Source organism: Catenibacterium sp. co_0103 (genome assembly GCF_004168205.1).
In the GTDB taxonomy this organism is placed as follows: Bacteria; Bacillota_I; Bacilli_A; order Erysipelotrichales; family Coprobacillaceae; genus Catenibacterium; species Catenibacterium mitsuoka_A.
Genome location: NZ_RCYB01000025.1, coordinates 1 through 22,472 on the forward strand (window position 1 = coordinate 1; position 22,472 = coordinate 22,472).

General features: G+C 32.9%; 26 protein-coding genes and 1 riboswitch. Of the genes, 10 read left to right on the top strand and 16 right to left on the bottom strand.

Annotated features, from left to right (window positions below):
* Positions 1-298 precede the first annotated feature (298 nt).
* The 8 genes from EAI80_RS14015 to EAI80_RS05870 form a co-directional block, all read right to left on the bottom strand.
* Positions 299-988 carry a DUF4143 domain-containing protein gene (locus EAI80_RS14015; RefSeq protein WP_342771509.1) on the bottom strand — a complete coding sequence of 230 codons (690 nt, stop codon included), beginning with the start codon at positions 986-988 and terminating at the stop codon, positions 299-301.
* Positions 989-997: 9 nt separating this feature from the next.
* Positions 998-1,627 (bottom strand): AAA family ATPase, encoded by a 630-nt coding sequence (locus EAI80_RS14020; protein ID WP_342771510.1) that lies wholly within the window; start codon positions 1,625-1,627, stop codon positions 998-1,000.
* Positions 1,628-1,837: 210 nt separating this feature from the next.
* Complete coding sequence (lysA, locus tag EAI80_RS05845; protein WP_129981305.1) at positions 1,838-3,139, bottom strand: diaminopimelate decarboxylase; 1,302 nt, start codon at positions 3,137-3,139, stop codon at positions 1,838-1,840.
* 10 nt (positions 3,140-3,149) lie between these two features.
* On the bottom strand, positions 3,150-3,896 hold the full coding sequence (dapB, locus tag EAI80_RS05850) for a 4-hydroxy-tetrahydrodipicolinate reductase (RefSeq protein ID WP_022424591.1): 747 nt from the start codon (positions 3,894-3,896) through the stop codon (positions 3,150-3,152).
* Between the two features lies 1 nt (position 3,897).
* Entirely contained in the window at positions 3,898-4,797 is a 900-nt protein-coding gene (dapA, locus tag EAI80_RS05855) for a 4-hydroxy-tetrahydrodipicolinate synthase (protein ID WP_006504655.1), read from the bottom strand.
* 1 nt (position 4,798) lies between these two features.
* Positions 4,799-5,257, bottom strand: a complete 459-nt coding sequence (locus tag EAI80_RS05860; protein WP_022424590.1) for an ACT domain-containing protein — start codon at positions 5,255-5,257, stop codon at positions 4,799-4,801.
* A gap of 72 nt (positions 5,258-5,329) precedes the next feature.
* A riboswitch (Lysine riboswitch) is annotated at positions 5,330-5,499 on the bottom strand.
* Between the two features lie 15 nt (positions 5,500-5,514).
* Positions 5,515-5,928, bottom strand: a complete 414-nt coding sequence (locus EAI80_RS05865) for a hypothetical protein (protein WP_129981306.1) — start codon at positions 5,926-5,928, stop codon at positions 5,515-5,517.
* Entirely contained in the window at positions 5,921-6,298 is a 378-nt protein-coding gene (locus tag EAI80_RS05870) for a VOC family protein (protein WP_129981307.1), read from the bottom strand. The genes EAI80_RS05865 and EAI80_RS05870 overlap by 8 nt, the downstream gene beginning before the upstream one ends.
* Before the next feature lie 89 nt (positions 6,299-6,387).
* Here EAI80_RS05870 and EAI80_RS05875 point away from each other — a divergent pair, with 89 nt between their 5' ends.
* Together EAI80_RS05875 and EAI80_RS05880 are read left to right on the top strand one after the other, a co-directional pair.
* On the top strand, positions 6,388-7,077 hold the full coding sequence (locus EAI80_RS05875) for an AzlC family ABC transporter permease (protein WP_129981308.1): 690 nt from the start codon (positions 6,388-6,390) through the stop codon (positions 7,075-7,077).
* Positions 7,077-7,388: an AzlD domain-containing protein gene (locus tag EAI80_RS05880; protein ID WP_006504650.1), complete on the top strand. Its 312-nt coding sequence runs from the start codon at positions 7,077-7,079 to the stop codon at positions 7,386-7,388. Before EAI80_RS05875 ends, EAI80_RS05880 begins: the two co-directional genes overlap by 1 nt.
* Here the strand turns inward: EAI80_RS05880 and EAI80_RS05885 are convergent.
* Together EAI80_RS05885 and EAI80_RS05890 are read right to left on the bottom strand one after the other, a co-directional pair.
* On the bottom strand, positions 7,368-8,234 hold the full coding sequence (locus EAI80_RS05885) for a DUF4299 family protein (protein WP_129981309.1): 867 nt from the start codon (positions 8,232-8,234) through the stop codon (positions 7,368-7,370). The genes EAI80_RS05880 and EAI80_RS05885 overlap by 21 nt on opposite strands.
* Before the next feature lie 4 nt (positions 8,235-8,238).
* Positions 8,239-8,547, bottom strand: a complete 309-nt coding sequence (locus EAI80_RS05890; RefSeq protein ID WP_161220292.1) for a BRCT domain-containing protein — start codon at positions 8,545-8,547, stop codon at positions 8,239-8,241.
* 49 nt (positions 8,548-8,596) lie between these two features.
* Here EAI80_RS05890 and EAI80_RS05895 point away from each other — a divergent pair, with 49 nt between their 5' ends.
* The 3 genes from EAI80_RS05895 to EAI80_RS05905 all read left to right on the top strand — a co-directional run bounded on the left by EAI80_RS05895 (position 8,597) and on the right by EAI80_RS05905 (position 10,931).
* Positions 8,597-9,670: a metallophosphoesterase gene (locus tag EAI80_RS05895; protein ID WP_129981311.1), complete on the top strand. Its 1,074-nt coding sequence runs from the start codon at positions 8,597-8,599 to the stop codon at positions 9,668-9,670.
* Positions 9,671-9,822: 152 nt separating this feature from the next.
* A complete protein-coding gene (locus EAI80_RS05900) occupies positions 9,823-10,488 on the top strand; it encodes a PRD domain-containing protein (RefSeq protein ID WP_153188259.1) in 666 nt (221 codons plus the stop codon).
* Between the two features lie 257 nt (positions 10,489-10,745).
* Positions 10,746-10,931, top strand: coding sequence for an HTH domain-containing protein (locus tag EAI80_RS05905; protein ID WP_129981313.1), 186 nt, complete (start codon positions 10,746-10,748; stop codon positions 10,929-10,931).
* Positions 10,932-11,210: 279 nt separating this feature from the next.
* Here the strand turns inward: EAI80_RS05905 and mnmE are convergent, their stop codons facing one another.
* The 6 genes from mnmE to rpmH form a co-directional block, all read right to left on the bottom strand.
* Positions 11,211-12,542: a tRNA uridine-5-carboxymethylaminomethyl(34) synthesis GTPase MnmE gene (gene mnmE / locus EAI80_RS05910; RefSeq protein ID WP_129981314.1), complete on the bottom strand. Its 1,332-nt coding sequence runs from the start codon at positions 12,540-12,542 to the stop codon at positions 11,211-11,213.
* 2 nt (positions 12,543-12,544) lie between these two features.
* Positions 12,545-13,876: an MATE family efflux transporter gene (locus EAI80_RS05915; RefSeq protein ID WP_129981315.1), complete on the bottom strand. Its 1,332-nt coding sequence runs from the start codon at positions 13,874-13,876 to the stop codon at positions 12,545-12,547.
* A 64-nt stretch (positions 13,877-13,940) separates the two neighbouring features.
* A complete protein-coding gene (locus EAI80_RS05920; RefSeq protein WP_192924011.1) occupies positions 13,941-14,540 on the bottom strand; it encodes a R3H domain-containing nucleic acid-binding protein in 600 nt (199 codons plus the stop codon).
* 5 nt (positions 14,541-14,545) lie between these two features.
* Positions 14,546-15,427, bottom strand: coding sequence for a YidC/Oxa1 family membrane protein insertase (locus EAI80_RS05925; RefSeq protein ID WP_129981317.1), 882 nt, complete (start codon positions 15,425-15,427; stop codon positions 14,546-14,548).
* 2 nt (positions 15,428-15,429) lie between these two features.
* Positions 15,430-15,768: a ribonuclease P protein component gene (gene rnpA / locus EAI80_RS05930; protein WP_006504671.1), complete on the bottom strand. Its 339-nt coding sequence runs from the start codon at positions 15,766-15,768 to the stop codon at positions 15,430-15,432.
* Between the two features lie 40 nt (positions 15,769-15,808).
* Entirely contained in the window at positions 15,809-15,943 is a 135-nt protein-coding gene (rpmH, locus tag EAI80_RS05935) for a 50S ribosomal protein L34 (RefSeq protein ID WP_006504672.1), read from the bottom strand.
* A 532-nt stretch (positions 15,944-16,475) separates the two neighbouring features.
* On the opposite strand from rpmH, the gene dnaA reads away from it, so the two are divergent.
* The 5 genes from dnaA to gyrB all read left to right on the top strand — a co-directional run bounded on the left by dnaA (position 16,476) and on the right by gyrB (position 22,463).
* Positions 16,476-17,828, top strand: a complete 1,353-nt coding sequence (gene dnaA, locus EAI80_RS05940) for a chromosomal replication initiator protein DnaA (RefSeq protein ID WP_129981318.1) — start codon at positions 16,476-16,478, stop codon at positions 17,826-17,828.
* Between the two features lie 138 nt (positions 17,829-17,966).
* The gene (gene dnaN / locus EAI80_RS05945; protein ID WP_022424780.1) at positions 17,967-19,070 is read left to right on the top strand and encodes a DNA polymerase III subunit beta; all 1,104 of its coding nucleotides are present in this window, start codon (positions 17,967-17,969) and stop codon (positions 19,068-19,070) included.
* A gap of 170 nt (positions 19,071-19,240) precedes the next feature.
* Positions 19,241-19,462 carry an RNA-binding S4 domain-containing protein gene (locus EAI80_RS05950; RefSeq protein ID WP_022424781.1) on the top strand — a complete coding sequence of 74 codons (222 nt, stop codon included), beginning with the start codon at positions 19,241-19,243 and terminating at the stop codon, positions 19,460-19,462.
* Positions 19,443-20,537 (top strand): DNA replication/repair protein RecF, encoded by a 1,095-nt coding sequence (gene recF / locus EAI80_RS05955; RefSeq protein ID WP_129981319.1) that lies wholly within the window; start codon positions 19,443-19,445, stop codon positions 20,535-20,537. The genes EAI80_RS05950 and recF overlap by 20 nt, the downstream gene beginning before the upstream one ends.
* Positions 20,538-22,463, top strand: a complete 1,926-nt coding sequence (gene gyrB / locus EAI80_RS05960; RefSeq protein WP_129981320.1) for a DNA topoisomerase (ATP-hydrolyzing) subunit B — start codon at positions 20,538-20,540, stop codon at positions 22,461-22,463. It begins immediately after the preceding gene.
* The last annotated feature ends 9 nt before the right edge of the window (positions 22,464-22,472 follow it).

Consider the following 22,472-nt stretch of genomic DNA (forward strand, 5'->3'; position numbering starts at 1 on the left):
ACGAAATGAAAAAAAGATACCCACAAGGTGGGTATCACAACTGTCAGGTTGTTGTCCTCCTTATGGGTACCATTTTAACTCATAATATGCTTTCTTAAGTCTATTATAATGTATACCTACAAAATAAAAGACTAGAAGTTAAATATAAGTAACCTCTAGTCTGCATGTTTATTTAATGAAGAGAAGAACAACACATTAATAGTCATAACTATTAATCGTTATTCACGAGCTTACCTTATGAATGTCTCAAGTCATAATGAATAACTTCTCTTCAGTGATGTGATATCACTTTTTAGTTCTATAATACAAAAGGAACAAGATAAAATGGTCTAAACAATAAACTATTCTCTTTGCCTATATCTTTTTGTGAAATCAAATATGGTTTATTCACAATATTGGAATATTTCTTGCAGAATTCATTGATTGATTCATGTTTTCCAATACCTGAAGATTTCACCTCAAATACATTAATCTTACTTCCCTCAGATACTAGAAAATCAACCTCATAATAATGCGTACTTCCTTTTTTGTTCCAAGTATGATAATACAATTCTCTTCCTGATGCAGCAATCATCTGAGCCATTAGATTTTCATACAAATAACCAAGATTAATAGGAAACTTATCAGATAATAGTTTTGCATATATTTCGTTTTCTGTTGCTGGGCAATCAATAAACATAAGTGTGACAAACAAACCAGTATCCGCAATATAGAGCTTATAACTATCAAAATCTTTTGTATCTGCCAAACTCACTTTAGGGTCAGTTGTATTAAAACATGGTAGCACTGTCTTTGAATCAATCAACTCATATAATAATTCTTCACTTCTTACATTATTCTTCTTACCTATCGCAGTTGTTATGCGATATTTTTTTGTATCTTTTGCGAGCTGAGCAGGAATTGAATGATACATAGCTGATAATCTACCAGAAGCATCAATCTTCTTAAAATCTTCTTCATACAGATTAATAATCTGTCTTTTGACCATATCTATTTCTTAAAAGTTTTTACCATTTACATAGGCTTCTACAGCTTGTGGCATTCCTCCAACAGCCATATATATTCTCAAATCTCTCATTAACTTACGATTTGTAGCCTGACCAATGGCTTTACCCATATTATATATATCTTTCAACAATCCATAATTACTACCTGTGGCAGTACAGAACTCTTCATAGTCCATTGGGTAAATCTGAATCTTCATTTCCTCAGAAGGAATAAGAATATCCTTTACATTCTTCTTAATTGATATCAAAGATCCTGTTTCTAGATAACTATATCTACCATCTGCAACAAGATGTTTAATTGCTTGTCTTGCTTTAGGAAATAACTGTACTTCATCAAAAATAATAAGAGACTCATGTTCATATAATGTTATTCCTGTTTCAGCCTGCAATCTTAGAAAAAATATATTTAGATTACCTATATCATCAAAACATTCAAGAATATTATTTGTTATCTTTGAAAAGTCTATCAAAATATATGACTTATACTCATTCTTCGCAAAATTTTCCGCAATAGTTGACTTACCAACACGTCTTGCTCCCTCTAATAGAACTGCATATCGATCTGAATAGTTATGCTTCCATTCAAGTAGCTTATCATACGCTTTTCTCTTAAAAAACATAGAATATCTCCTCACTTTTTAAATATATATAACTTTCTTCAATCTTATTATCTGCCAAAATATAACTTTCTTCAATCTTATATTTGTCAAAAATGTGACTTTCTTCAATCTTTTTTTAGCCTAAAATAGTACTTTCTTCGAAGTAACGGTAATTATATTATATTTATTTACGTATAAAAAAAGGGGATAGCATCCGCTATCTCCTCATGACTATTCTTCATCAAATAAAACTAAATCATCAAATGTCTGTCTTCTTACTACGACTCTTGATTCACCTTCATAAGTGAATACTACAGCTGGTTTAGGCAACTGGTTGTAGTTAGAAGACATAGAGTAGTTATATGCACCTGTAGAGAATACTGCAAAAATATCTCCTGGCATAATATTAGCTGTAACTGGTAGATCCTTAGTAATCATATCAGCACTTTCACAGATCTTACCTACAACTGTTACAGTCTTAGTCTTTGTTTCTCCTGCTTTATTTGCAACAATACCATCATATTTTGCATCATATAAAGGTGTACGGATATTATCAGACATACCACCATCAATAGAGACATAAGTACGTACATCAGGAATTTCTTTAATACATCCTACTGTATAAAGAGTAATACCTGCATTACCTACAACATAACGTCCTGGTTCAATCATAACAGCTGGACGTTCCCAACCATGACTATCATATTCATTATAAATAACTTTCATGATTTCTGATGTAATAGATTCAAAAGCAAGTGGTTCATCCTGTTTAGTATAAGCAATACCATAACCACCACCGGCATTAATCTTACTTGTTACAACACCAAATGTATTATAGATTTCATTTACGAACTTCATGAACTGAAGCATTGCATTCACATAAGCGAATAAATCAAATACCTGAGAACCGATATGACAATGAATTCCTTCATATTCGATATTATCAGACTCTAAGATTTTCTGAATAGCTTTTAAATAGATACCATAATGAGAACTAAAGCCAAACTTAGTATCCTTATGACCAGTCATAATATAGTTATGACCACCAGCTTTAATACCAGGGACAATTCTTAAAGTTGCCTTTACTTTCTTACCTAGTTTACCTGCAATCTTTTCACAGTTTTCAATTTCATAGAAGTTATCTACTACGAAATGAGTCACATCATGACTTAATGCATATTCAATTTCTGAAGGAAGCTTATTGTTTCCATGGAAGTAGATCTTATCTGGATCAAATCCAGCACGTAATGCGATACTGATTTCTCCTGCAGATACGCAGTCAATTCCAATACCATATTCATTTGCAAGCTTATAGATTGCAAGACAGCTAAAAGACTTAGATGCAAATAATGGAAGCGCCTTTTCATACTTATCCATGAACTTTGTCTTTAATTCATTCATCTGATGTCTGATATGACCTTCACTCATAACATAAAGTGGTGTGCCATACTGTTTTGCGAGATCAGATGCTTTAATACCATCTATATATAAATCATTGCCTTTTATATCAGCAAACTGTGTCTGTAATACCATACCATTCCCCTTAATATAATGTTTTTAAATCAAATAAACCTTTGTCTTTATTCATTAATGCCTTTAATGCAGCAACAGCACCATTCGCAAATACTTCTTTAGAAAGAGCTGTATGCTTTACTTCTACGATTTCATCCTGTCCTGCAAACATTACTGTATGTTCACCAAAGATTGTCCCGCCTCTTATAGATGAAATACCTACTTCATTTCTTTCTCTCTTACGATGAATAGAATGACGATCATAAGTAGGTTCTAATGAATCATCTAAAGCATTATTAATACCATCATATAACATCACTGCAGTACCTGATGGTGAATCAATCTTCTGATTATGATGTTTTTCCATGATTTCAATATCAAAATGATGTTCAAAGAATTCTTTCGCAAATTCACTCACCATCTTATTCATCATAGCCACACCATAAGAAGTGTTATAAGACTGGAAGAGGGCAATCTCATGAGATGCTTCTTCAATCTTCTTTAAGTCTTCTGCACTAAAGCCAGTAGTTGCGAATACAACTTTACACTTATTCTTTAATGCATAAGATAGAATACTATCTAGATTGGCAGGATGTGAGAAATCAATAATGGCATCAATATCATCCTGTACTTCATCTAATGACTTATATGCAGGTACTTCTGGCTGTACATCAAACACAGGAGATACAACACCAGCTAATTCTAAATCTGCATCATTCATCACTGCATGGGCTACTTTCTTACCCATTAAACCATAACCATATACTAATACTTTCATCTTAATAACCCTTGCTTTCGAATTCTTTCATTGCATCAAATAATAACTTTTTATTTTCTTCTGTAGTTGGAATAAGAGGCTGACGAAGCATATCACTTTCAATAACACCCATATGCTTTAAAGCAGCCTTAGGCATGATTGGGTTAACATCAATAAATAAATATTTAGAAACATCATTTAAATCATAAGCCATCTTTCTAGCTAGTTCTAAATCACCCTTTAATGCAGCCTGGGCAAACATCTCTGTTTCTCTTGGATAAAGGTTAGATAATACTGAAATAACACCTTTACCTCCTGCTGCGATAAATGGAAGAATATTATCGTCACATCCAGAATATAAATCAAAGTCCATATCCTTAGTACGTGTTAATACTTCCATTGCATACGCAATATCATCTGTTGCATCTTTCATAGCAACAATATTAGGAACCTTTGCAAGTTCTACTACTGTATCTACACTGATCTTCATACCAGTTCTACCTGGTACATTATACATAATAAGTGGTAAATCACTAGCAGCAGCAACAGCCTTATAATGTTCAATTAAACCTCTCTGAGAAGTCTTATTATAGTAAGGTGTTACAACTAAGTTTGCGTCAGCACCTGCTTCAGCATTGAACTTAGCCTTTCTAATAGCCTGTGCAGTATAGTTAGAACCTGCACCTACAATAACCTTTACACCTGTACCCTTAGCCATTTCTACTGTAATCTTAGTGAGTTCAAATTCATCTTCAATATCAATAGTTGCAGGTTCACCAGTAGTTCCGTTGACAAGCAATGCTTTTACACCACCATCAATCATTCTCTGAACCTGTCTTTTATAACCTTCGTAATCAATACTTCCATCTTCAAACATTGGTAATACCAATGCAACACCTGTACCTTCAAAAATTGGTTCCATTTTATGCTAATTCCTCCTGAATTTTTTCTAATGCTTTCTTTAAATATTTCTTTTCTATAACATATGAAATAGATACTTCACTTGTTGTCACCTGAGCAAATGGGATTTGGTTATCACCTAGAACTTTGAATAACTTACTTGCAAAACCGACTTCATTTTCCATATGACCTTCTACAACAAGCTTACCTACATTCTTAGATGCAAATACACCAATACGGGGGTGATTCTTCTTAACTTCTTCAATAGCCTTGTTTAAAGCACTCTGTGCTTTTGCATCACATGTGAAATCAATACGCATTTCATCTTCTAGCATGACTGATGAGATCATATCGATGTTCACACCTTCACGGCTAATTGTTTCAAACACATCAGCCACAAAGAGAGGATTCTTTTCAACATTCATTAACTTCACTTGAATAATGTCTTCTTCAATCTCTAATCTTGTAATCACACTGTTCATCTTCATCATCTCCATTTTTCTATAAAAAAATATTGCAATGGGGCCATTGCAATATAATTAGTAGTCTTCATTATATTCAATAGCGCACCACAAATATTTTGTGACAGTGAATAAGATCTTCTCTTATCCCCCAGATAACAGTTCATATACAGTTCCCTGTCTCTTCGGCATTTGCTCCCCCTTCATTATCTGGCTGTATCCATTAATAACGAATTCTTAACGCATGCACCTCTATTTGCCAACATAATAACATATTATCAATCATAAAAAAAGTGATTTTCTTCTAAATAGTGCATATATTCTTTGATCCAGGGACTATCTACCGCATATCGCTGAAGCATGAATTCTATTTTATTTCCATTATACATAAAACTCATCTTTAGCTCTGCACCTTTCTTCTTTGTTTTAAAGTCTGTCACAGATTGATAATCAAAGAAATAAACTTCTTCTATAAACTTTAAATTCTCATAACACATGAAAGTAATACCATCGTAATCAAAACTCATCATATAAAAATGCACTGGTTTACCATGTACATGACCTAACCACATTGTGAAAGCTGTCTTTTTCCAATCAACTTCATATTTCGTATACGCAAAGGCTACATTATTATGAAATGAGATTCTTGATAAACGAATGTAATCTTGTAATAACTCTTCTCTCTTATTCATGGATTTCTAAAGGCAATTGATCAGGATCTTTAAAAAATGTCATTTTCTTGCCTGTAAATGTGTCAAAACGGATTGGTTCTGTTTCAATACCTAATGCATTTAATTCTTTGACTGTTTCTTCTACATCTTCTACCTTAAAAGCCAGATGTCTTAGTCCTGCAGTTTCAGGGAAAGGATGTAGTGGGGCATCTGGTTTAATAAATATTTCTAACTCCATATCTCCAAGTTGAAGATCTAACTTGATATCCTGCTTATCCTCTCTCTTATTTTCTCTAATAATCTTAAAACCTAATTTATTGACATAGAAGTCAATTGTTTGATCATAATCTTTTGTAATGATTGCAATATGATGTACTGTGTCTAATCTCATAACAACACCTCCTGTTACTATTATATCATTGACATCGTGAATGATATATAGTTATTATAGTATAAACCAACTAATGAGGTAGGTAATGCATGAATAAGAAAACAATTATTTTTTCTATTAAATCTGCACTCCCTGTTATGACTGGTTATCTTGTATTAAGTATTGGTTTTGGCTTATTACTTCAAGATAAAGGTTATGGATGGTGCTGGGCAGTTTTAATGAGTACAGGTATATATGCTGGTTCTATGCAGTTTGTGACAATTAATCTACTATCAACAGGTGCTTCTATCATTACAACTGCTATTATGACTCTTATGGTCAATATAAGACATCTCTTTTATGGGATTACTATGTTAGAGAAATATAGTGAAGCAGGGTGGAGAAAGCCTTATTTGATCTTCTCATTAACAGATGAAACCTATTCCTTAATCTGCTCTCCTGATCTTCCTGATGATATAAATCGTAAAGACTATTTCTTTATCGTTTCTCTTGTCAATCAGTTATCCTGGATAGCAGGGAGTATTATAGGTTCAGTACTCGGGAATATTATTCCTTTTGATACAACAGGCATAGATTTTGCGATGACTGCATTATTTGTCATCATCCTATTAGAACAACTAGAGAAATCAAAACAGCATCTTCTTGCCTTTACAGGATTTATTATTTCGATATTCTGTTTATTACTCTTTGGACCAAATCAGTTCCTGATTCCTTCTATGATTCTTATTACAATTGCACTATTCATAGAAAAAAAGAGCTTAGAAAGGAGTGATTTCTAATGCATGCCATACTTATTATTCTTACTGCCGCAATAGTCACACTTCTTATCCGTGCTCTTCCATTTATTGTATTTAGTAAACATACACCTGATAGTATTCTCTATTTAGGTAAAGTACTACCTTATGCGATCATACCAATGTTAGTGGTGTATTGTTTAAAGAGTGTATCAGTTCTAAAAGCCCCTTATGGTATTCCAGAGCTCATAGCACTTATAGTAGTTGTATGTATCCATAAATGGAAACATAGTACATTACTTTCTATTCTTCTAGGTACAATGACTTATATGTTTCTAATCCAGACTGTGTTCTAGTCTTTTCATGACCTCTAAGGGGAGATTATTCACGAGTACAGTATTACCATCATAGTAGTTGATGTAATCTGGACCTAGTGTAAATATACGTTCAAAAGGAATCGTACCCAATGATCTTTCTTCTGTTGTAGAATAAAGAGCTATTTCATAATAATTACATTCTAGCTTCTCACCTGTTTCAGGATTCTGATACCCTACAGGGACCCATGGTTTATTAGGGAGTAAAGTAGGGCAGTCTTCAGTTAATGCATAGATGCCTTTAATACCCTGATCTGTCTTAAAGAATTGAGGTTTTGCATAATAATAGTCATGACTTTGAAGTTCATGCATCCACGAAGAGAATAGATGTGGATTAAGAATAAACTGTTCTGCTTCATCCTTACCAATCACTAATGGCCACATTGTACTCATTAAAGTAAGAGAATCTGTTTCACCATTCACAATCTTTTCTGATACTTCTTTAATAACGCGATGATTGAAGGCAATAAGATCATCTTCCTGTGATAAGTAGTCATCTATATCTTCTTCTATACCATCAATAGTGACACTGCATTTCCAGTAACTAGTAATTCTTCTTAGACAGTTAAAGAAAGAACGCATTTCATCTGTAGTAGTAGGATTGAGTAAACGTAAGTTTAATTCATTCTTTTCTTCTTCATCCCATGAAATATTAAAACCTCTACCAATAGAATTTGGATTATAGAAGATCATATTACCTTCCTGGTCATCACCCACCATTCTCATACCATCATTGATTCCAAAAGCCAATTCATCACCGACTATGACATCTAATGGAATAGTCTTTTTAAATAAACCCTTCTGTTTAATACATACATCAATAGACATCTTTCTATCCTCCTATGCATCTCATGAAGTCTTCTTCTGAGATAATCAAAATCTTTTCATCCTTCTCTCTTAAGTCTAAACCTTTTCTAATCTTAGTACCATACTGACCATACTTCCATGTTTTACTTTTTTCTCCACCAACAATTAAATAATCAGTAGCACGTGTAGGGGCACTTAATACAGTACCTCCATGACTGTAAATATAGTGAACTACATCACTTCTTCTCATAGAAGTAAATAAACCAGTGACCACAAACTTACCTGTCAAATCTATATCAAATATTTCATCAAAAGCGAAAGGGTAATTATTCATAACTATTCCTCTAAAAAAGATATACAATATATATAGGAGGGTTATCAAAATGGTTAAAATCCTAAACATCGCATTATATATCATATTCATTCTTATACCAGCATTGTATTTTATATGGCTATTAAAACATGAACACCTAATTTTTAAAACATTTGTGGTTGTCATGGCTATTCTTTCTACAATCGGTATATTACTTAAATTTAACTTTAAACCTTATAATCATATCTTTACCATGTTCATACTAGTGTGTCAATTTCTCACTATGTATATTTATATTCTTTTTATATGCGTATATCTGTATCGCTTCTCCTTTAAATTTGTGAAACGAAGACCATATCGTTTTGGAAATATCGTAGCAACTATGATTGCGATTACTCTTACAATTTCTGGTTTCCATTCTCACTATAATAAGAAAGAAGTCATCTATCATGTCACTGTTCCTAAGACATCTTCAGTATCTAAGTTAAAGATCTGTTTAGTCAGTGATCTACATTTGAGTTCTGGTACTTATATGAGACAGGTGAGAAAACTTGTAAAAACAGTGAATGATAAACATTATGATCTTGTATGTTTTGCAGGAGATGTATTTGATGAAAACACACCGGATGCATTAATGAATCGTTCTTTACAAGAATTCAAGAATATGAAGAGTACTTATGGAACATACTGGATATCTGGTAATCATGAATACTATGGTAAACATACAGACTTTACTGTCTTTGAAAAATACAACATACACTTTCTAAAGAACACCTATGAAACTGTAGACAATACTTTTAATATTGTTGGCTTTACAGATAAAACATCTCATGATCACTATGAAATCAATAAAGTAATAGAAGGGATGGATACCTCTTTACCTACTATTACACTAGACCATAATCCTGAAAGATTTGATCAACATACATATTTCACTGATCTTCAATTATCTGGTCATACACATAATGGACAGATTTTCCCAGGTAATATTATTCTTCATTATTACTATCAGAATTCATATGGTTTATCCCATTATAAGAACCATTATCTTCTTGTATCTGCTGGATATGGTTCATGGGGATTCCCATTTAGACTTGGGACACAATGCGAATATGATACTATTTATCTCACCATGAGAAAATAGTTTTACAAGAAATACACCTTTTTACACAAAATATGTAAACGGATTCATAAATTCGCGAAAATTAACCTCTTTTGGTGTACAAATCTAAAAATAAAGATAGACAAACCGCTTTCTTTCCTATATGATAAGGGCACAAAGAGGTAGTGAAAAAAATGGTCATGGAATTAGAAGAAAAATTTAAATTACGCAAAGCAGAAATCTTTGCGACAATCAAGACGTATGTGACTGAAGCAAACATGGATATCTCAGATACAGTAATAGACAACTTATCTATTCATCTTGCTTTATCAATTACAAGAGAATTATCTGGATCTTATATCGAAATGAGTTCATCTCAGATTGAACAATTAAAACAAGCCAACACTTATCAGATTTCACAGTTAATCGTCTATGATTTATCTAAGAAATATGATGTAAAAATTTCTGAAGACGATATTTGTTATTGTGCGATGTATTTATCAAACATGACATTATTAGATTTAGACTTCTTTAGTGAATGCGATATTATTGATCAGGAAACTGAAAGCATTACTTTAGAAGCCGTACAGGAAATCAATAACCGTTTAGGATTAAATTTAAAGAAGAATGATGATTTCTATCAGGGATTATCAATGCATTTCTATCCTGCAATTCAGCGTTTAAAGAATGATGAACAGCTCCATGATAATGTATTAGCTGGCAAGATTAAAACTGAAAATGAAACAGAATATAAATGTGCAATGATTTTAAATGATGTTGTAAAGGAACATTATCATAAATCATTTAATGAAGATGAATTGGCTTATATAGCATTACATTTCGGTACAGCATTAAGATAACATCAAAGGGAACCTGTGGTTCCCTTTTTCATTTGTACTTATCATAGACCTGTGATGCAATTGCATTATATCTGTTCCATTCATCATCATTAATAAAAATAGCTGATGACATAATAAATGACACATTAAATGTTCAAAATGGTGCTAGTGACATAATAAATGATCAAGATGGCACCAATCACAAAATAAATATTCAAGATGGTACTGATAACACAATAAATAATCAAAGTGATGTGAAAGATGAGATAGAACTAACTATGGAAGAAATAAAAATACTAGAAATAATGAAAAATAAACCAGACATTACAATTAATCAATTAACAGTAATATTGTCAGGTATTAGTAATAGAAAAATTACAAGAAATATTGTTATATTAAAGAAAAAAGGACTTTTAGAAAGAGTTGGTTCAAGGAAAAAGGGTTATTGGAAGGTTAAACGTTAAATTAAAGGAGGAAAAAAAACTTGCTTCATTTGTACTTACCATAGACCTATGAGACAATCTAATTATACTCATTCCATTCATCTGCTTTAATAAACCTTTAATAAAAATAGCTGAATTCTTGATAAAAATTCATACTATTATATAATTTTATCGAAGGTAGAAATATCTTATCAGTACGGCTCCTACCGACATAAAGGTAGGGCATTAAAGTATGGAAGGGAGAAAACCTTCCTTTTATTTTCAATAGAAAAATCCTCTAGGTCATACCTAGAGGATTTTCTATTTCCCTATACAAAATCTCTTGAACAACTCATCCAATAAATCTTCTTTAGCCTGTTCACCTAAAATCTCTTTTAAGTTCTCCCAGCTATCATATAAATCAGTCACAATCAAGTCTGTAGGAATACCATCCTCCATTGCCTGAATCGCAACATTTAATGACTGTGAAGCTTTCTCTAATAACTGTACCTGTCTTTGATTCGCAAGTACCTGTGCCTGAGAATTAGTAATAGCACTAAAGTCAAACTCATCTTTAATATGTTGAATCAATTCATCTATATGATTCTCTTTAGCACTAATATGAATACCTTCTGTATCAATCACACAACCCTTATCAGACTTATTGATTAATACAATTCTATTCAATCCTTCAGTACGTTCTAATAGTTCCTTATCTTCTGCCTCTATTGGTCTAGAACCATCTAATACCACTAGCACTAAATCAGCCTGATCAATCAAAGATAAAGACTTCTTAACACCCATATGTTCAATCTTATCTTCTGTTTCTCTAATACCTGCTGTATCAATCATATTCAATACAATATCATTTAATCGAATAGAACCTTCTACTACATCTCTAGTCGTTCCTGCAATATCGGTTACGATGGCTTTATCTTCTTCTAATAATGCATTCAATAAACTAGACTTACCTACATTAGGTTTACCTACAATGACAGTAGAAATACCATCCTTTATTAAATGCATATTTTTAGAACGATCAAGAATATCATCCATCTTCTTTCTTAAAGATACAGAACCAGGTAACAGCTTTTCAGCTGTTAGTTCTTCTATATCTTCATATTCTGGATAATCGATATTTACTTCAATCTGAGTAATAATTTTAATTAAATCTTCTTTTAAGTCTTTAATGAAGTTTGTGATATTCCCCTGTATTCCTTTTAATGCTAGTTTGGCTGCCTGATCATTATTAGCTGTAATTAAATCACTAATCGCTTCTGCCTGGGATAAATCAATACGTCCATTTAAGAATGCACGCTTAGAGAATTCTCCATGCTCAGCCATTCTCGCTCCTTTCTTTAAACATAAAGAGAGAACTTTATTCGTAATAAAAACACCACCATGACAGTTGATTTCTACCATTTCTTCACCAGTAAATGTATGCTTTCCACGATAGATAGAAATAAGTACTTCATCTACTTTCTCTTCACCATCTACAATATAGCCATAAGAAATAGTTTGAGACTTCTTATTTAGATTACCTGTAAAAAAGCTCTGAACAAAATCAATACACCCTTTACCTGATATACGAATAATAGAAATAGCGGCTTCTAAACGAGATGTCGCAATAGCACAAATAATATCATCATTCATAATCATACCTCCTTAAGTGTTCTTTTCTTATACTTATAGAACCAAATAAAATTAACCAGACCTTTAATAATACCTGAGAAAGAAATAACCCACCAGATACCATTTAAATGGAATGTATTTAAGATTAATAAAATAGCAGGAATACGTCCTAAAGTGAATATAATGCTGGTGATAGAAGGAGGAATTGTTTCTCCTAATCCACTAAAGGCTCCAGAAATCATTAATTCTAGAATCATAAATGTTTCAGATAGACCTACAATACGTAGATAGTTTTCTCCAATTTGAGTTACCATTAAATCATCAGTAAAGAAGCCATAAATCACATGAGGGAAGAAGACCATCAAGCTTGTACATACAATACCCCATAGTATAGAGAATACGAGCATTGTATGATATCCTTTCTCTACACGATCATACTTACCAGCTCCATAGTTCTGACTAATAAACGCATTAATAGATGTCTGGAATCCAGTCGCCATACACCAAGAAATATTTTCTACCTGTGTACCTACCTTCTGTGCTGCAACAGCTGCATCTCCAAACTCAGCTACAAAAGCAGCGACTACCATTGAACATACAGAAAATAACATACTCTGTAACCCTAATGGAAAACCAATTCTAAGTATATTCCTATAATAAAACTTTGAATAAACCTTCTTCAATGAAATATGTTTAAGTAATGTATTCTTCTTAAAGTTATGTCTCATAAATAATAGGAATACAGAAACTTGAGCTAATACTGTGGCAAGTGCTGCACCTACAACACCTAGATCACATACAAAGATAAAAAATGGGTCTAAAACAATATTCAATAACAAACCAACACTATTACACTGGAATGGTGTCTGACTATCACCAGAGGCATTTAAGATACCCGTCATAATAATATTTAAGAAGTTAAAGATAATCAAACCACATGTAATACGTAAATAGTTAATAGCCTGATTAATAGTGGCTTGTGATGATAAGCCAAATAATCCAATAAAGAAACTTGAAAATACAACTGTACAGAAAGAGAATAATAGTGCGAATATAATCCCTAACTGAATCGCAGTTGAAGCATAATCTGTAGCTGCGTCTTGATTACCTGCACCTAATGAATGTCCTGTTTTGACTTGTCCACCCTGTGTCGCAATCATTGCGAGTCCCTGCGATAACCAGCTAAACATACCTGCTACACCAACTGCCGCAATAGAGGAAGCACCAAGCTTTCCAATCCAAAGCATATCAATCAGTGCATAGGCCATTTCTAGAAATGATGTACCAATAATAGGTAGTGTTAATTTTATAAGAAGAGGAACGATACGTCCTTCTAATAAATTCAATTTTTTCATGTACTTCTCCCTTCCTATCCATTCTATCAAAAGAATGTAAAAAAAAGAAGGCAGAGCCTTCTCTTTAATCAACATAATAAATTTCTAAGTAACGGTTTTTACCTTCACCGTGTGACTGTGTTGCAAGATGTGGCATTTCCGCAATCACCTGATGAATTACTTTTCTTTCATCAGCTGGTAGAGGATCTAACTTCATATTGATCTTAGAATGTTGTACTTTCTTACCAAAACGTTTAGCCATTGCAGCAACCTTCTGGTATCTCTGTTCTTTATAACCATTGATATCTACAGAGATTTCAATACGCTGTTTGAACTGAGTATTCACAGCACTCTTAGTAATGAAGTTTAATGCTCTTAAAATAACACCATTCTTACCAATCACAACTGAGTTATTACTTGTTTCTACATTACAGTAGATACGATCATCCTGTTTGAAGACAGTAGTCTGTGTTTCGAAACCTAAAGAACTTAATGTTCTTTCCACGAACTGACCTACATATTCTTCAACCATAGATTCACACCATCCAGCAATAACAACTTTCTTACTGAATAATCCCTTATGAACTTCAACAATTTCATAATGGAATTCTTCTGGTGTAATACCTAAGTCCTGACAAGCACAATTTAATGCTTCTTCTTCTGTTTTAGCTTCATAAGTATTCATAATGATTACCTAATTACATGAGTGTCTTTCTGATTTTCTTGCTTTTCAATATACTGAATCTGAATAAATACTGTTCTAACTACAGTAATTAAGTTAGTTGTAATCCAATAGAATGACATAGCTGTTGGCATGATTAAACCAAAGTAGATGATCATTAATGTCATTACGATATTCATAGTCTTCATCTGGTTCTGCTGAGCAGAAGGTTTATACTTCTTGTTTCTCTTCAACATTAAGTTGTTGATTTCGATAGCGAAGAACTGAGATAAAGCCATAACTAAAATAACGGCAATATAAATGAATTTACCACTAGTAATCTGAGATAAAGGTGTTAAACCTAAATTCATACCAAATGCCTGTGATGTATACAAGATCTGGATTCTCTGAACAGCACCATACATTGCGAACATGATAGGTAATGTTAAGAAAGTCCATAATGAACCAAACATAGAAACGTTATTTTTCTTGTATAAGTTCATAATTTCATTCTGCATACGCATCTGACTAGTCTGATCATTCTTACCACGATACTTGTTCTGGATTCTTTCCATTTCTGGCTGAAGCATCTGCATCTTCTGTGTAGAAATAGTAGACTTGATCATAACTGGTAAAATAATCAAGTTGATAAGAATAGTCATTAAGATGACACCCCATAAGACATTACCTGTCCATGAAGTGATTAATAGGATTCCCTTTGCGATAGGAATTGTAAGAATAAAATCAAAAAATCCTGCTTTTAGTGACCATGGTGTTGATTCAGTGATAGCACGGCTTGCTAATAAATGACCGTTCTTGTCAACATTACTTGTACACCCTGTAAAAATGAACACTAAAGCAATCACCGCAAAGATCTTTATGTACTTCTTTGTACGAGGATCTAATACCATTTTTACTTCTCCATTCTTTTTTTCATTTTTAAATATAGATTTTGAAGAGATTTCTTGTTCTGTTCAAAATCATTCTGAGAATAGGGTTTTCTAACAATCAGAATGTAATCATTATGGTCTTCTTTTGTGAACAATTCATGAACCATCATTCTCACTTGTCTCTTAGTCTTGTTTCTGGCAACGGCATTCCCTATTTTCTTACCGACTGATAAACCAATACGCATATGCTCTAGATCATTAGGATTCCAATATAATACAAACTCTCTATTCGCTACGCTTTTTCTTTTCTTTATAATGGTTTCAAATTCAGTACTTTTCTTTACACGTAATTCTTTTTTCATATTTCTTTTAGAAAAAAAACCACATTAAAGTGGATTTTTTTTAGGCAGATAATACTTTTCTTCCTTTTTTACGACGTCTAGCGATAACTTTACGTCCACCTACAGTTGCCATTCTAGCTCTGAAGCCATGAGTCTTAGCTCTTTTTCTTTTATTTGGCTGATATGTTCTTTTCATCTTTTTTACACCTCCAATATGTAGCTACTTTTTTTATACTACATAACATATGCAGTGTCATTATATGGGAAATACTATTTTAAGTCAATATTATTTATAAGAAATTTTGGCTTATATTCAACATTTTTTGCTTCTTCACAACTATTTTCCACACTTCATTCCCCATTGGAATTCATTCATTCACATATTGTGTATAACATTCATTTTTCTTCTATATAACATATTTTTTTATGTGCACAATATTATGAATAAGTAGTGAATAGAGGAAATACTGCACATATATTCACAATTTTACTCGAGCAAAGATAATTTTTAGATATTCTTAATATTTGTGAATAAGTGTGAAGAATTCAAAAAATAGTGTTAAGTTCACAATAAAAATGTGAATATCTCGTGAAAAACTATCTGAATAACCTATGAACAACTACTTATTCACTATTTTTTGTGCACATCCATGCAGTGAATAATCAATATTCACTAGTCATTAGTCACATTTTCTTTTATAATGAGGGGTGCAAAGGAAGGTGAATATATGGACAACTTAAAGCAGTTCTGGACAGAAACCCTCAATCGCTATGGAGAAAACAGTGACGATAAGATCGTATTCGACTCAATATTCACCCAGACAGAGGCTAAAGAACTGCAGAACAATGAATTAATTATTACTATAGAATCGGTTTTTAATAAGACCTTTATTGAGGATGCAAGTGAACAGCTTGCAGAATTCTTCTATGAAGTGTCAGGTATTAAAGCCACTATAAAGGTGATGTCAAACCAGGAATATGACAACATGAATAAGGCAAAAGCCCCTGTAGTAGAAGTTAAGGAAGAAGTAGAAGATTTTGATGATCATTTAAGTGCAGATCTTACTTTTGATAACTTTGTTGTGGGTAATTGTAATAGAATTGCTCAAAATGCAGCACTTGCTGTCGCATTAAAGCCTGGCACATATAATCCTTTATTCCTTCATAGTAATTCCGGACTTGGAAAGACACATTTGTTGAATGCGATTGGTAACTATGTGAAGATTAAATTTCCAGGTAAACGTATTCTTTATACAAATGCAGAAGCATTTGTGAATGATTATGTAGAAGCTATTGGCAATAATACGATTGCAACTTTTAATCGTCGTTATCGTAGTGTGGATATATTATTGATTGATGATATCCAGTTTATTGCGAATAAAGAGGGAAGTATGGAGATGTTCTTTAATATCTTCAATACTTTACAACATTCAGGAAAACAGATTGTTATTACAAGTGATAAACCTCCTGTAGAGCTAAAAGGGATGGAAAACCGCCTTGTTTCTCGTTTTAGACAGGGGTTAACAGTAACTATTGATAATCCTGAGTTTGAAACAGCTAAAGCTATCTTAAAGAAAAAGATTGAATCACGTATGATTGATTATCCTATTGATGAAGAAGTATTAGATTTTATTGCTTCTCATTTCAATAAGGATGTGAGAGACTTAGAAGGTGCTGTGACAACACTTCTATTCTATAAAGTAGTATGTGGACAAAATCTTGATCATATCAGCCTAGATTTTGCTTTAGAAGCATTTGATAATCCTGATAACACAACTACAATTACTAAAAAAGAAGCGACTCCTGACACAATTAAGGAAACAGTGGCTTCTTACTACAATCTATCAGTGACTCAGTTAACGAGTAAATCACGTACAAACAATATTATTACAGCAAGACATATTGCGATGTATCTTGTTAGAGAGCTCGTTCCTGATATTTCCTATATCCAGATTGGACAGGAATTTGGAGGAAGAGATCATTCCACAATCATGAAAGCTTGTTCTAAAGTTAAGAAGAAGATGAAACAAGATCCTAACTATAAAACAGCGATCAATGATTTAATGGAACGCTTAAGTTAAGCACATATATGCACAAGTTGTGCACCACTCAAATTGAGTTTTATCTTGTAATTCTCAATCAAAACGCAACTTATGCACATTATGCACAGTATTATTATAATTATTCTTTAATTAATAAAATAAATAAAGGAGAAAAAAATGGATTTTAATATTAATAGACTTGTCTTATTAGATGCACTTACTAAGGTTTCTAGAGCCGTTTCTTTAAAGAGTCCTTTACCTATCTTAACTGGTATTAAGTTTGACTTATTAGAAGATGGTTTAGTATTAACTGCATCTGATAGTGATATCAGTATTCAAACTACAATTAATGAAGGTATTATTATCAACCAGACTGGTTCAGTTGTTTTATCTTCTAAGTATATCTTAGAAATTATTCGTAAGATTGATGGTGATACAGTTCATATCCAGGTAGTAGATGGTACTTTAACTCGTATTACTTCTGAAAGTTCTTTATTTGATTTAAATGGTTCTAAGTCTTTTGACTTCCCACGTATTGATTTAAATAAGAATGGTAAACACTTCTCTATGAAGTCTTATGATTTCAAGAAGATTATTGAAAAGACTTTATTCGCAACGAGTGAACAGGAAACTAGACCAGTACTTACTGGTGTAAATTTCAAAGTAGATCAGCATCAACTTGTATGTATTGCGACTGATAGTTATCGTTTAGCTCAGGTAAGCATGCCAATTGAAGATGATATTCAGTTTAATATTGTTATTCCTAAGAAGTCTTTAAATCAGATTATTCACATTATTGAAAAAGATGAAATGATTGATCTTTATGTATCTGATCGTAAAGTATTATTTGTGATTGGTCAGTATCTTGTATTAACTCGTTTAATTGATGGTACTTATCCTAATACATCACGTTTAGTAGAAGATCAGGGTTCTTATACTATGTCTATCAATAGTTCAGCATTACTTGGTGCTATCAGCCGAGCTTCTTTACTATCTGATGAACAGAGTAATATTGTAAAATTAACTATGTCTCCTGATGAGAATGTTCTTTCTTCTTATTCACAGGAAATCGGTTCAGTAGAAGAAAACCTAACAAAAGCATTCTATAAAGGTGAACCAATGACTATTTCATTTAGCGCAAAGTATTTAGCTGATGCGATCCGTTCTATTGGTACAGAAACTATTCAGCTACGCTTTACTGAAAAGATGAGACCTTTCCAGATTACTGGTTTAGATGTAAATGATAACATCCAGGTTGTTCTTCCAGTAAGAACTTACTAGGTAAAATAAAGGGTCTATTCTCTTATTTGGGTAAAATTGGGCTTGTAATTGAAATTTGTAGAAAAATGAAGTTTATCTCTCCCTTGAAAAAAGGGGCTATAAACTTCTTTTTTTTATGTTTTTGTGCTATAATGTAGAAAGCAAAATTAGCGCAAAGGATGTGTGATGAAATGAAAGAAGTCTTAATACATACTGAATATATTACTTTAGGTCAGGCTATGAAATTATGTGGAGAAGCACAAAGTGGCATTGAAGCTAAGATTATGATTCAGGAAGGTCATGTTCTTGTAAATGGAGAAGTAGACCGTAGACGTGGTAAGAAATTAAGAGATGGTGATGTGTTTGAAGTAGATCGTCGCCAGTATGTAATCCATGGAAATCAAAACGCTTAATCTGATTCAATTTCGTAATTATGAAAAGCAGACCTTTCATTTTCATCCACTGGTTAATATTATCATTGGGGATAATGCACAGGGTAAAACGAATATACTTGAAGCGATTTATCTCTTGTCTACTACAAGAAGCTTTAAGTCCAGTATGCTTGATGAATTGATCATGTTTGATCAGTCTTATACACGTGTGTCAGGTCATGTTGTAAATGGTACACGTCCGTATGATTTAAAGGTTGTCGTGTCTAAAGAAGGCAAGAAGGCTTTTATTAATGATAAGGCTGTGAGTAAGACAAGTGATTATCTGGGTTATTTTAATGTGATCTTATTTACTCCTCAGGATTTACAATTGATTAAAGGATCTCCTAAAATGAGACGTACTTTGATAGATACTGAGATTTCTAAGATTTCACCAATCTATATGTTTAACTTGAATAAATACAATAAGTTGATGAAGGAAAGAAATAAGTACTTAAAGATGCTTCATGAGGGACATAAGGAACCTGATATGTATCTAGAAGTACTAAGTGAAGAGATGGCAGAATTAGAAGAAGATCTGATTCAAAGACGTATGAAGTTCATAGAGTTGTTGAATGAGATCAGTGGGCAGATGTATGCTTATATTTCTGGTAAAGAAAAGCTTGTTTTGAGATATCATACGCAATTCAAGGATATTTCAAAAGAGGGTATTCTTGCTAAATATAAAAAGAATTATAAGCGAGATATATTCCAAGGGAATACTGTAGATGGTATTCATAAGGATGATTTAAAAATCTTTTTAGATGAGAATGATGCAGGTATGTTTGCATCCCAGGGGCAGCAGCGATCTATCATCTTATCGATGAAGATTGCATTAGTGGAGATTGTGAAAATGCAGATAGGTGAGTATCCTGTTTTGTTGCTAGATGATGTATTGAGTGAGTTAGATGAAGAGAGAAAGATGAAGCTCTTGAATCTGATTGATCATAAGGTACAGACATTTATTACAACAACGCATTTTGATTTAGGTTATCATCATTCACTAGATGATGCTTTGGTTTTAAGAATAGAGAAAGGAACGTTGAAGGAGGATAAGTAAATGGAAGAAAAAGTAGAACATTATGATGAATCCGATATTCAAGTCTTAGAAGGGCTAGAAGCCGTTAGAAAGAGACCTGGTATGTATATCGGGACAACTTCTGCAAGAGGGTTACATCATCTTGTATGGGAAATAGTGGATAACTCTATCGATGAAGCACTCGCAGGCTTCTGTAATAAGATCAGAGTTGTATTATTACCAGGTGATGTTGTAAAAGTCATTGATAATGGTCGTGGTATGCCTACTGGTATGAATGTGAAGACAGGTAAGAATACAATTGAAACTATTTTTACTGTATTACATGCCGGTGGTAAATTCGGAGGAGGAGGCTATAAGGTCTCTGGTGGTCTACATGGTGTAGGTGCCTCTGTTGTAAATGCCTTGAGTGAATGGTTAGAAGTTTATGTTCACCGTGAAGGACATATTTACTATCAACGTTTTGAAAATGGTGGAACACCTGTTGATTCTTTAAAGGTTGTAGGAGATTGTGAGCAGGAAGAAACAGGAACAACTGTTATATTTAAAGCTGATCCTGAAATCTTTACTGAAACAACAGTTTATGATTATGGGGTATTAAGTCAGAGATTAAGAGAACTTGCTTTCTTAAATAAAGGCTTAAAGCTTGTATTAGAGGATGAAAGATTAGATCCTGCAAAAGTAGATGAATATCATTATGAAGGTGGTTTAAGAGAGTATGTGGCTTTCTTAAATAAGAATAAGACACCATTACATGATCGTATTATTGATTGTGAAGATACAATGAACGATATTTCCGTGGAAATAGCTATGCAGTACAATGATGGTTATCAGCCAAATATCTATTCATTCTGTAATAATATCAATACACACGAAGGTGGAACACATGAAGAAGGTTTCCGCTTAGCTTTAACACGTGTTATTAATAACTATGCAAAAAGTCATAACTTCTTAAAGGATAAAGATGAGTCTTTAAGTGGTGATGACTGTCGTGAAGGTTTAACTGCGATTGTATCAGTTAAACACCCTGATCCTCAGTATGAAGGACAGACAAAGACTAAATTAGGTAATGCGGAAGTAAGAAAGATAGTTTCTACTATTCTTGCGAATGCATTAGATAAGTTCTTATTAGAAAATCCTGATACTGCAAAGATTATCATGGATAAAGTTACATTGGCTTCTAAGGCAAGAATGGCAGCCAAGCGTGCAAGAGAAATGACTAGAAGAAAGACAGCACTAGACGTCTCTAATCTTCCTGGTAAGCTTGCAGACTGTTCTTCTAAGGATCCAAGTGAATGTGAAATCTTCATCGTCGAAGGGGACTCTGCCGGAGGTAGTGCGAAATCTGGTAGAGATAGAAAGATTCAGGCTATTCTTCCTTTAAGAGGTAAGATCTTGAATGTTGAAAAAGCACGTTTAGAAAGAATTCTTGGTAATGCGGAAATTAGATCTATGATTACCGCATTTGGTACTGGTATTGGTGATGAGTTTGATATCAATAAACTACGTTATCATAAGATTGTCATCATGACCGATGCCGATGTCGATGGTGGTCATATTAGAATCTTAATGCTTACTTTCTTATATCGTTATTTAAAACCTTTAATTGAGAATGGTTATGTTTATGCTGCTCAGCCACCTCTTTATTTATTAAGACATGGTAAGGATGATCATTATTTATATAGTGATTATGAGTTAGATAAACTAAAAGAAGAACTTGGTCCTAATGCGAAATATACAATTCAGCGTTATAAAGGGCTAGGTGAAATGAATCCAGAACAGCTATGGGAAACAACTATGAATCCTGAAAATCGTGTATTAAATAGAATTCAGTTAGATGATGCAATGCAGGCTGATCAGCTATTTGATATGTTGATGGGTGAACGTGTTGAACCTAGAAGAGATTTCATTAGAGAAAATGCGAAGTATGTAGAAAATCTTGATATTTAAGGAAGGAGT

Coding starts and splice junctions, on each gene's coding strand:
- EAI80_RS05900 (WP_153188259.1), top strand. CDS start 9,823: ATGGTCATGGAATTAGAAGAAAAATTTAAATTACGCAAAGCAGAAATC.
- dnaA (WP_129981318.1), top strand. CDS start 16,476: ATGGACAACTTAAAGCAGTTCTGGACAGAAACCCTCAATCGCTATGGA.
- EAI80_RS05885 (WP_129981309.1), bottom strand. CDS start 8,234: ATGTCTATTGATGTATGTATTAAACAGAAGGGTTTATTTAAAAAGACT.
- EAI80_RS05880 (WP_006504650.1), top strand. CDS start 7,077: ATGCATGCCATACTTATTATTCTTACTGCCGCAATAGTCACACTTCTT.
- EAI80_RS05920 (WP_192924011.1), bottom strand. CDS start 14,540: ATGAATACTTATGAAGCTAAAACAGAAGAAGAAGCATTAAATTGTGCT.
- EAI80_RS05875 (WP_129981308.1), top strand. CDS start 6,388: ATGAATAAGAAAACAATTATTTTTTCTATTAAATCTGCACTCCCTGTT.
- EAI80_RS05915 (WP_129981315.1), bottom strand. CDS start 13,876: ATGAAAAAATTGAATTTATTAGAAGGACGTATCGTTCCTCTTCTTATA.
- EAI80_RS05865 (WP_129981306.1), bottom strand. CDS start 5,928: ATGAATAAGAGAGAAGAGTTATTACAAGATTACATTCGTTTATCAAGA.
- EAI80_RS05860 (WP_022424590.1), bottom strand. CDS start 5,257: ATGAACAGTGTGATTACAAGATTAGAGATTGAAGAAGACATTATTCAA.
- lysA (WP_129981305.1), bottom strand. CDS start 3,139: ATGGTATTACAGACACAGTTTGCTGATATAAAAGGCAATGATTTATAT.
- EAI80_RS05925 (WP_129981317.1), bottom strand. CDS start 15,427: ATGGTATTAGATCCTCGTACAAAGAAGTACATAAAGATCTTTGCGGTG.
- EAI80_RS05950 (WP_022424781.1), top strand. CDS start 19,241: ATGAAAGAAGTCTTAATACATACTGAATATATTACTTTAGGTCAGGCT.
- dapB (WP_022424591.1), bottom strand. CDS start 3,896: ATGAAAGTATTAGTATATGGTTATGGTTTAATGGGTAAGAAAGTAGCC.
- gyrB (WP_129981320.1), top strand. CDS start 20,538: ATGGAAGAAAAAGTAGAACATTATGATGAATCCGATATTCAAGTCTTA.
- rnpA (WP_006504671.1), bottom strand. CDS start 15,768: ATGAAAAAAGAATTACGTGTAAAGAAAAGTACTGAATTTGAAACCATT.
- EAI80_RS14015 (WP_342771509.1), bottom strand. CDS start 988: ATGGTCAAAAGACAGATTATTAATCTGTATGAAGAAGATTTTAAGAAG.
- EAI80_RS05895 (WP_129981311.1), top strand. CDS start 8,597: ATGGTTAAAATCCTAAACATCGCATTATATATCATATTCATTCTTATA.
- dnaN (WP_022424780.1), top strand. CDS start 17,967: ATGGATTTTAATATTAATAGACTTGTCTTATTAGATGCACTTACTAAG.
- recF (WP_129981319.1), top strand. CDS start 19,443: ATGGAAATCAAAACGCTTAATCTGATTCAATTTCGTAATTATGAAAAG.
- EAI80_RS05890 (WP_161220292.1), bottom strand. CDS start 8,547: ATGAATAATTACCCTTTCGCTTTTGATGAAATATTTGATATAGATTTG.
- EAI80_RS05905 (WP_129981313.1), top strand. CDS start 10,746: ATGGAAGAAATAAAAATACTAGAAATAATGAAAAATAAACCAGACATT.
- EAI80_RS14020 (WP_342771510.1), bottom strand. CDS start 1,627: ATGTTTTTTAAGAGAAAAGCGTATGATAAGCTACTTGAATGGAAGCAT.
- rpmH (WP_006504672.1), bottom strand. CDS start 15,943: ATGAAAAGAACATATCAGCCAAATAAAAGAAAAAGAGCTAAGACTCAT.
- mnmE (WP_129981314.1), bottom strand. CDS start 12,542: ATGAATGATGATATTATTTGTGCTATTGCGACATCTCGTTTAGAAGCC.
- dapA (WP_006504655.1), bottom strand. CDS start 4,797: ATGGAACCAATTTTTGAAGGTACAGGTGTTGCATTGGTATTACCAATG.
- EAI80_RS05870 (WP_129981307.1), bottom strand. CDS start 6,298: ATGAGATTAGACACAGTACATCATATTGCAATCATTACAAAAGATTAT.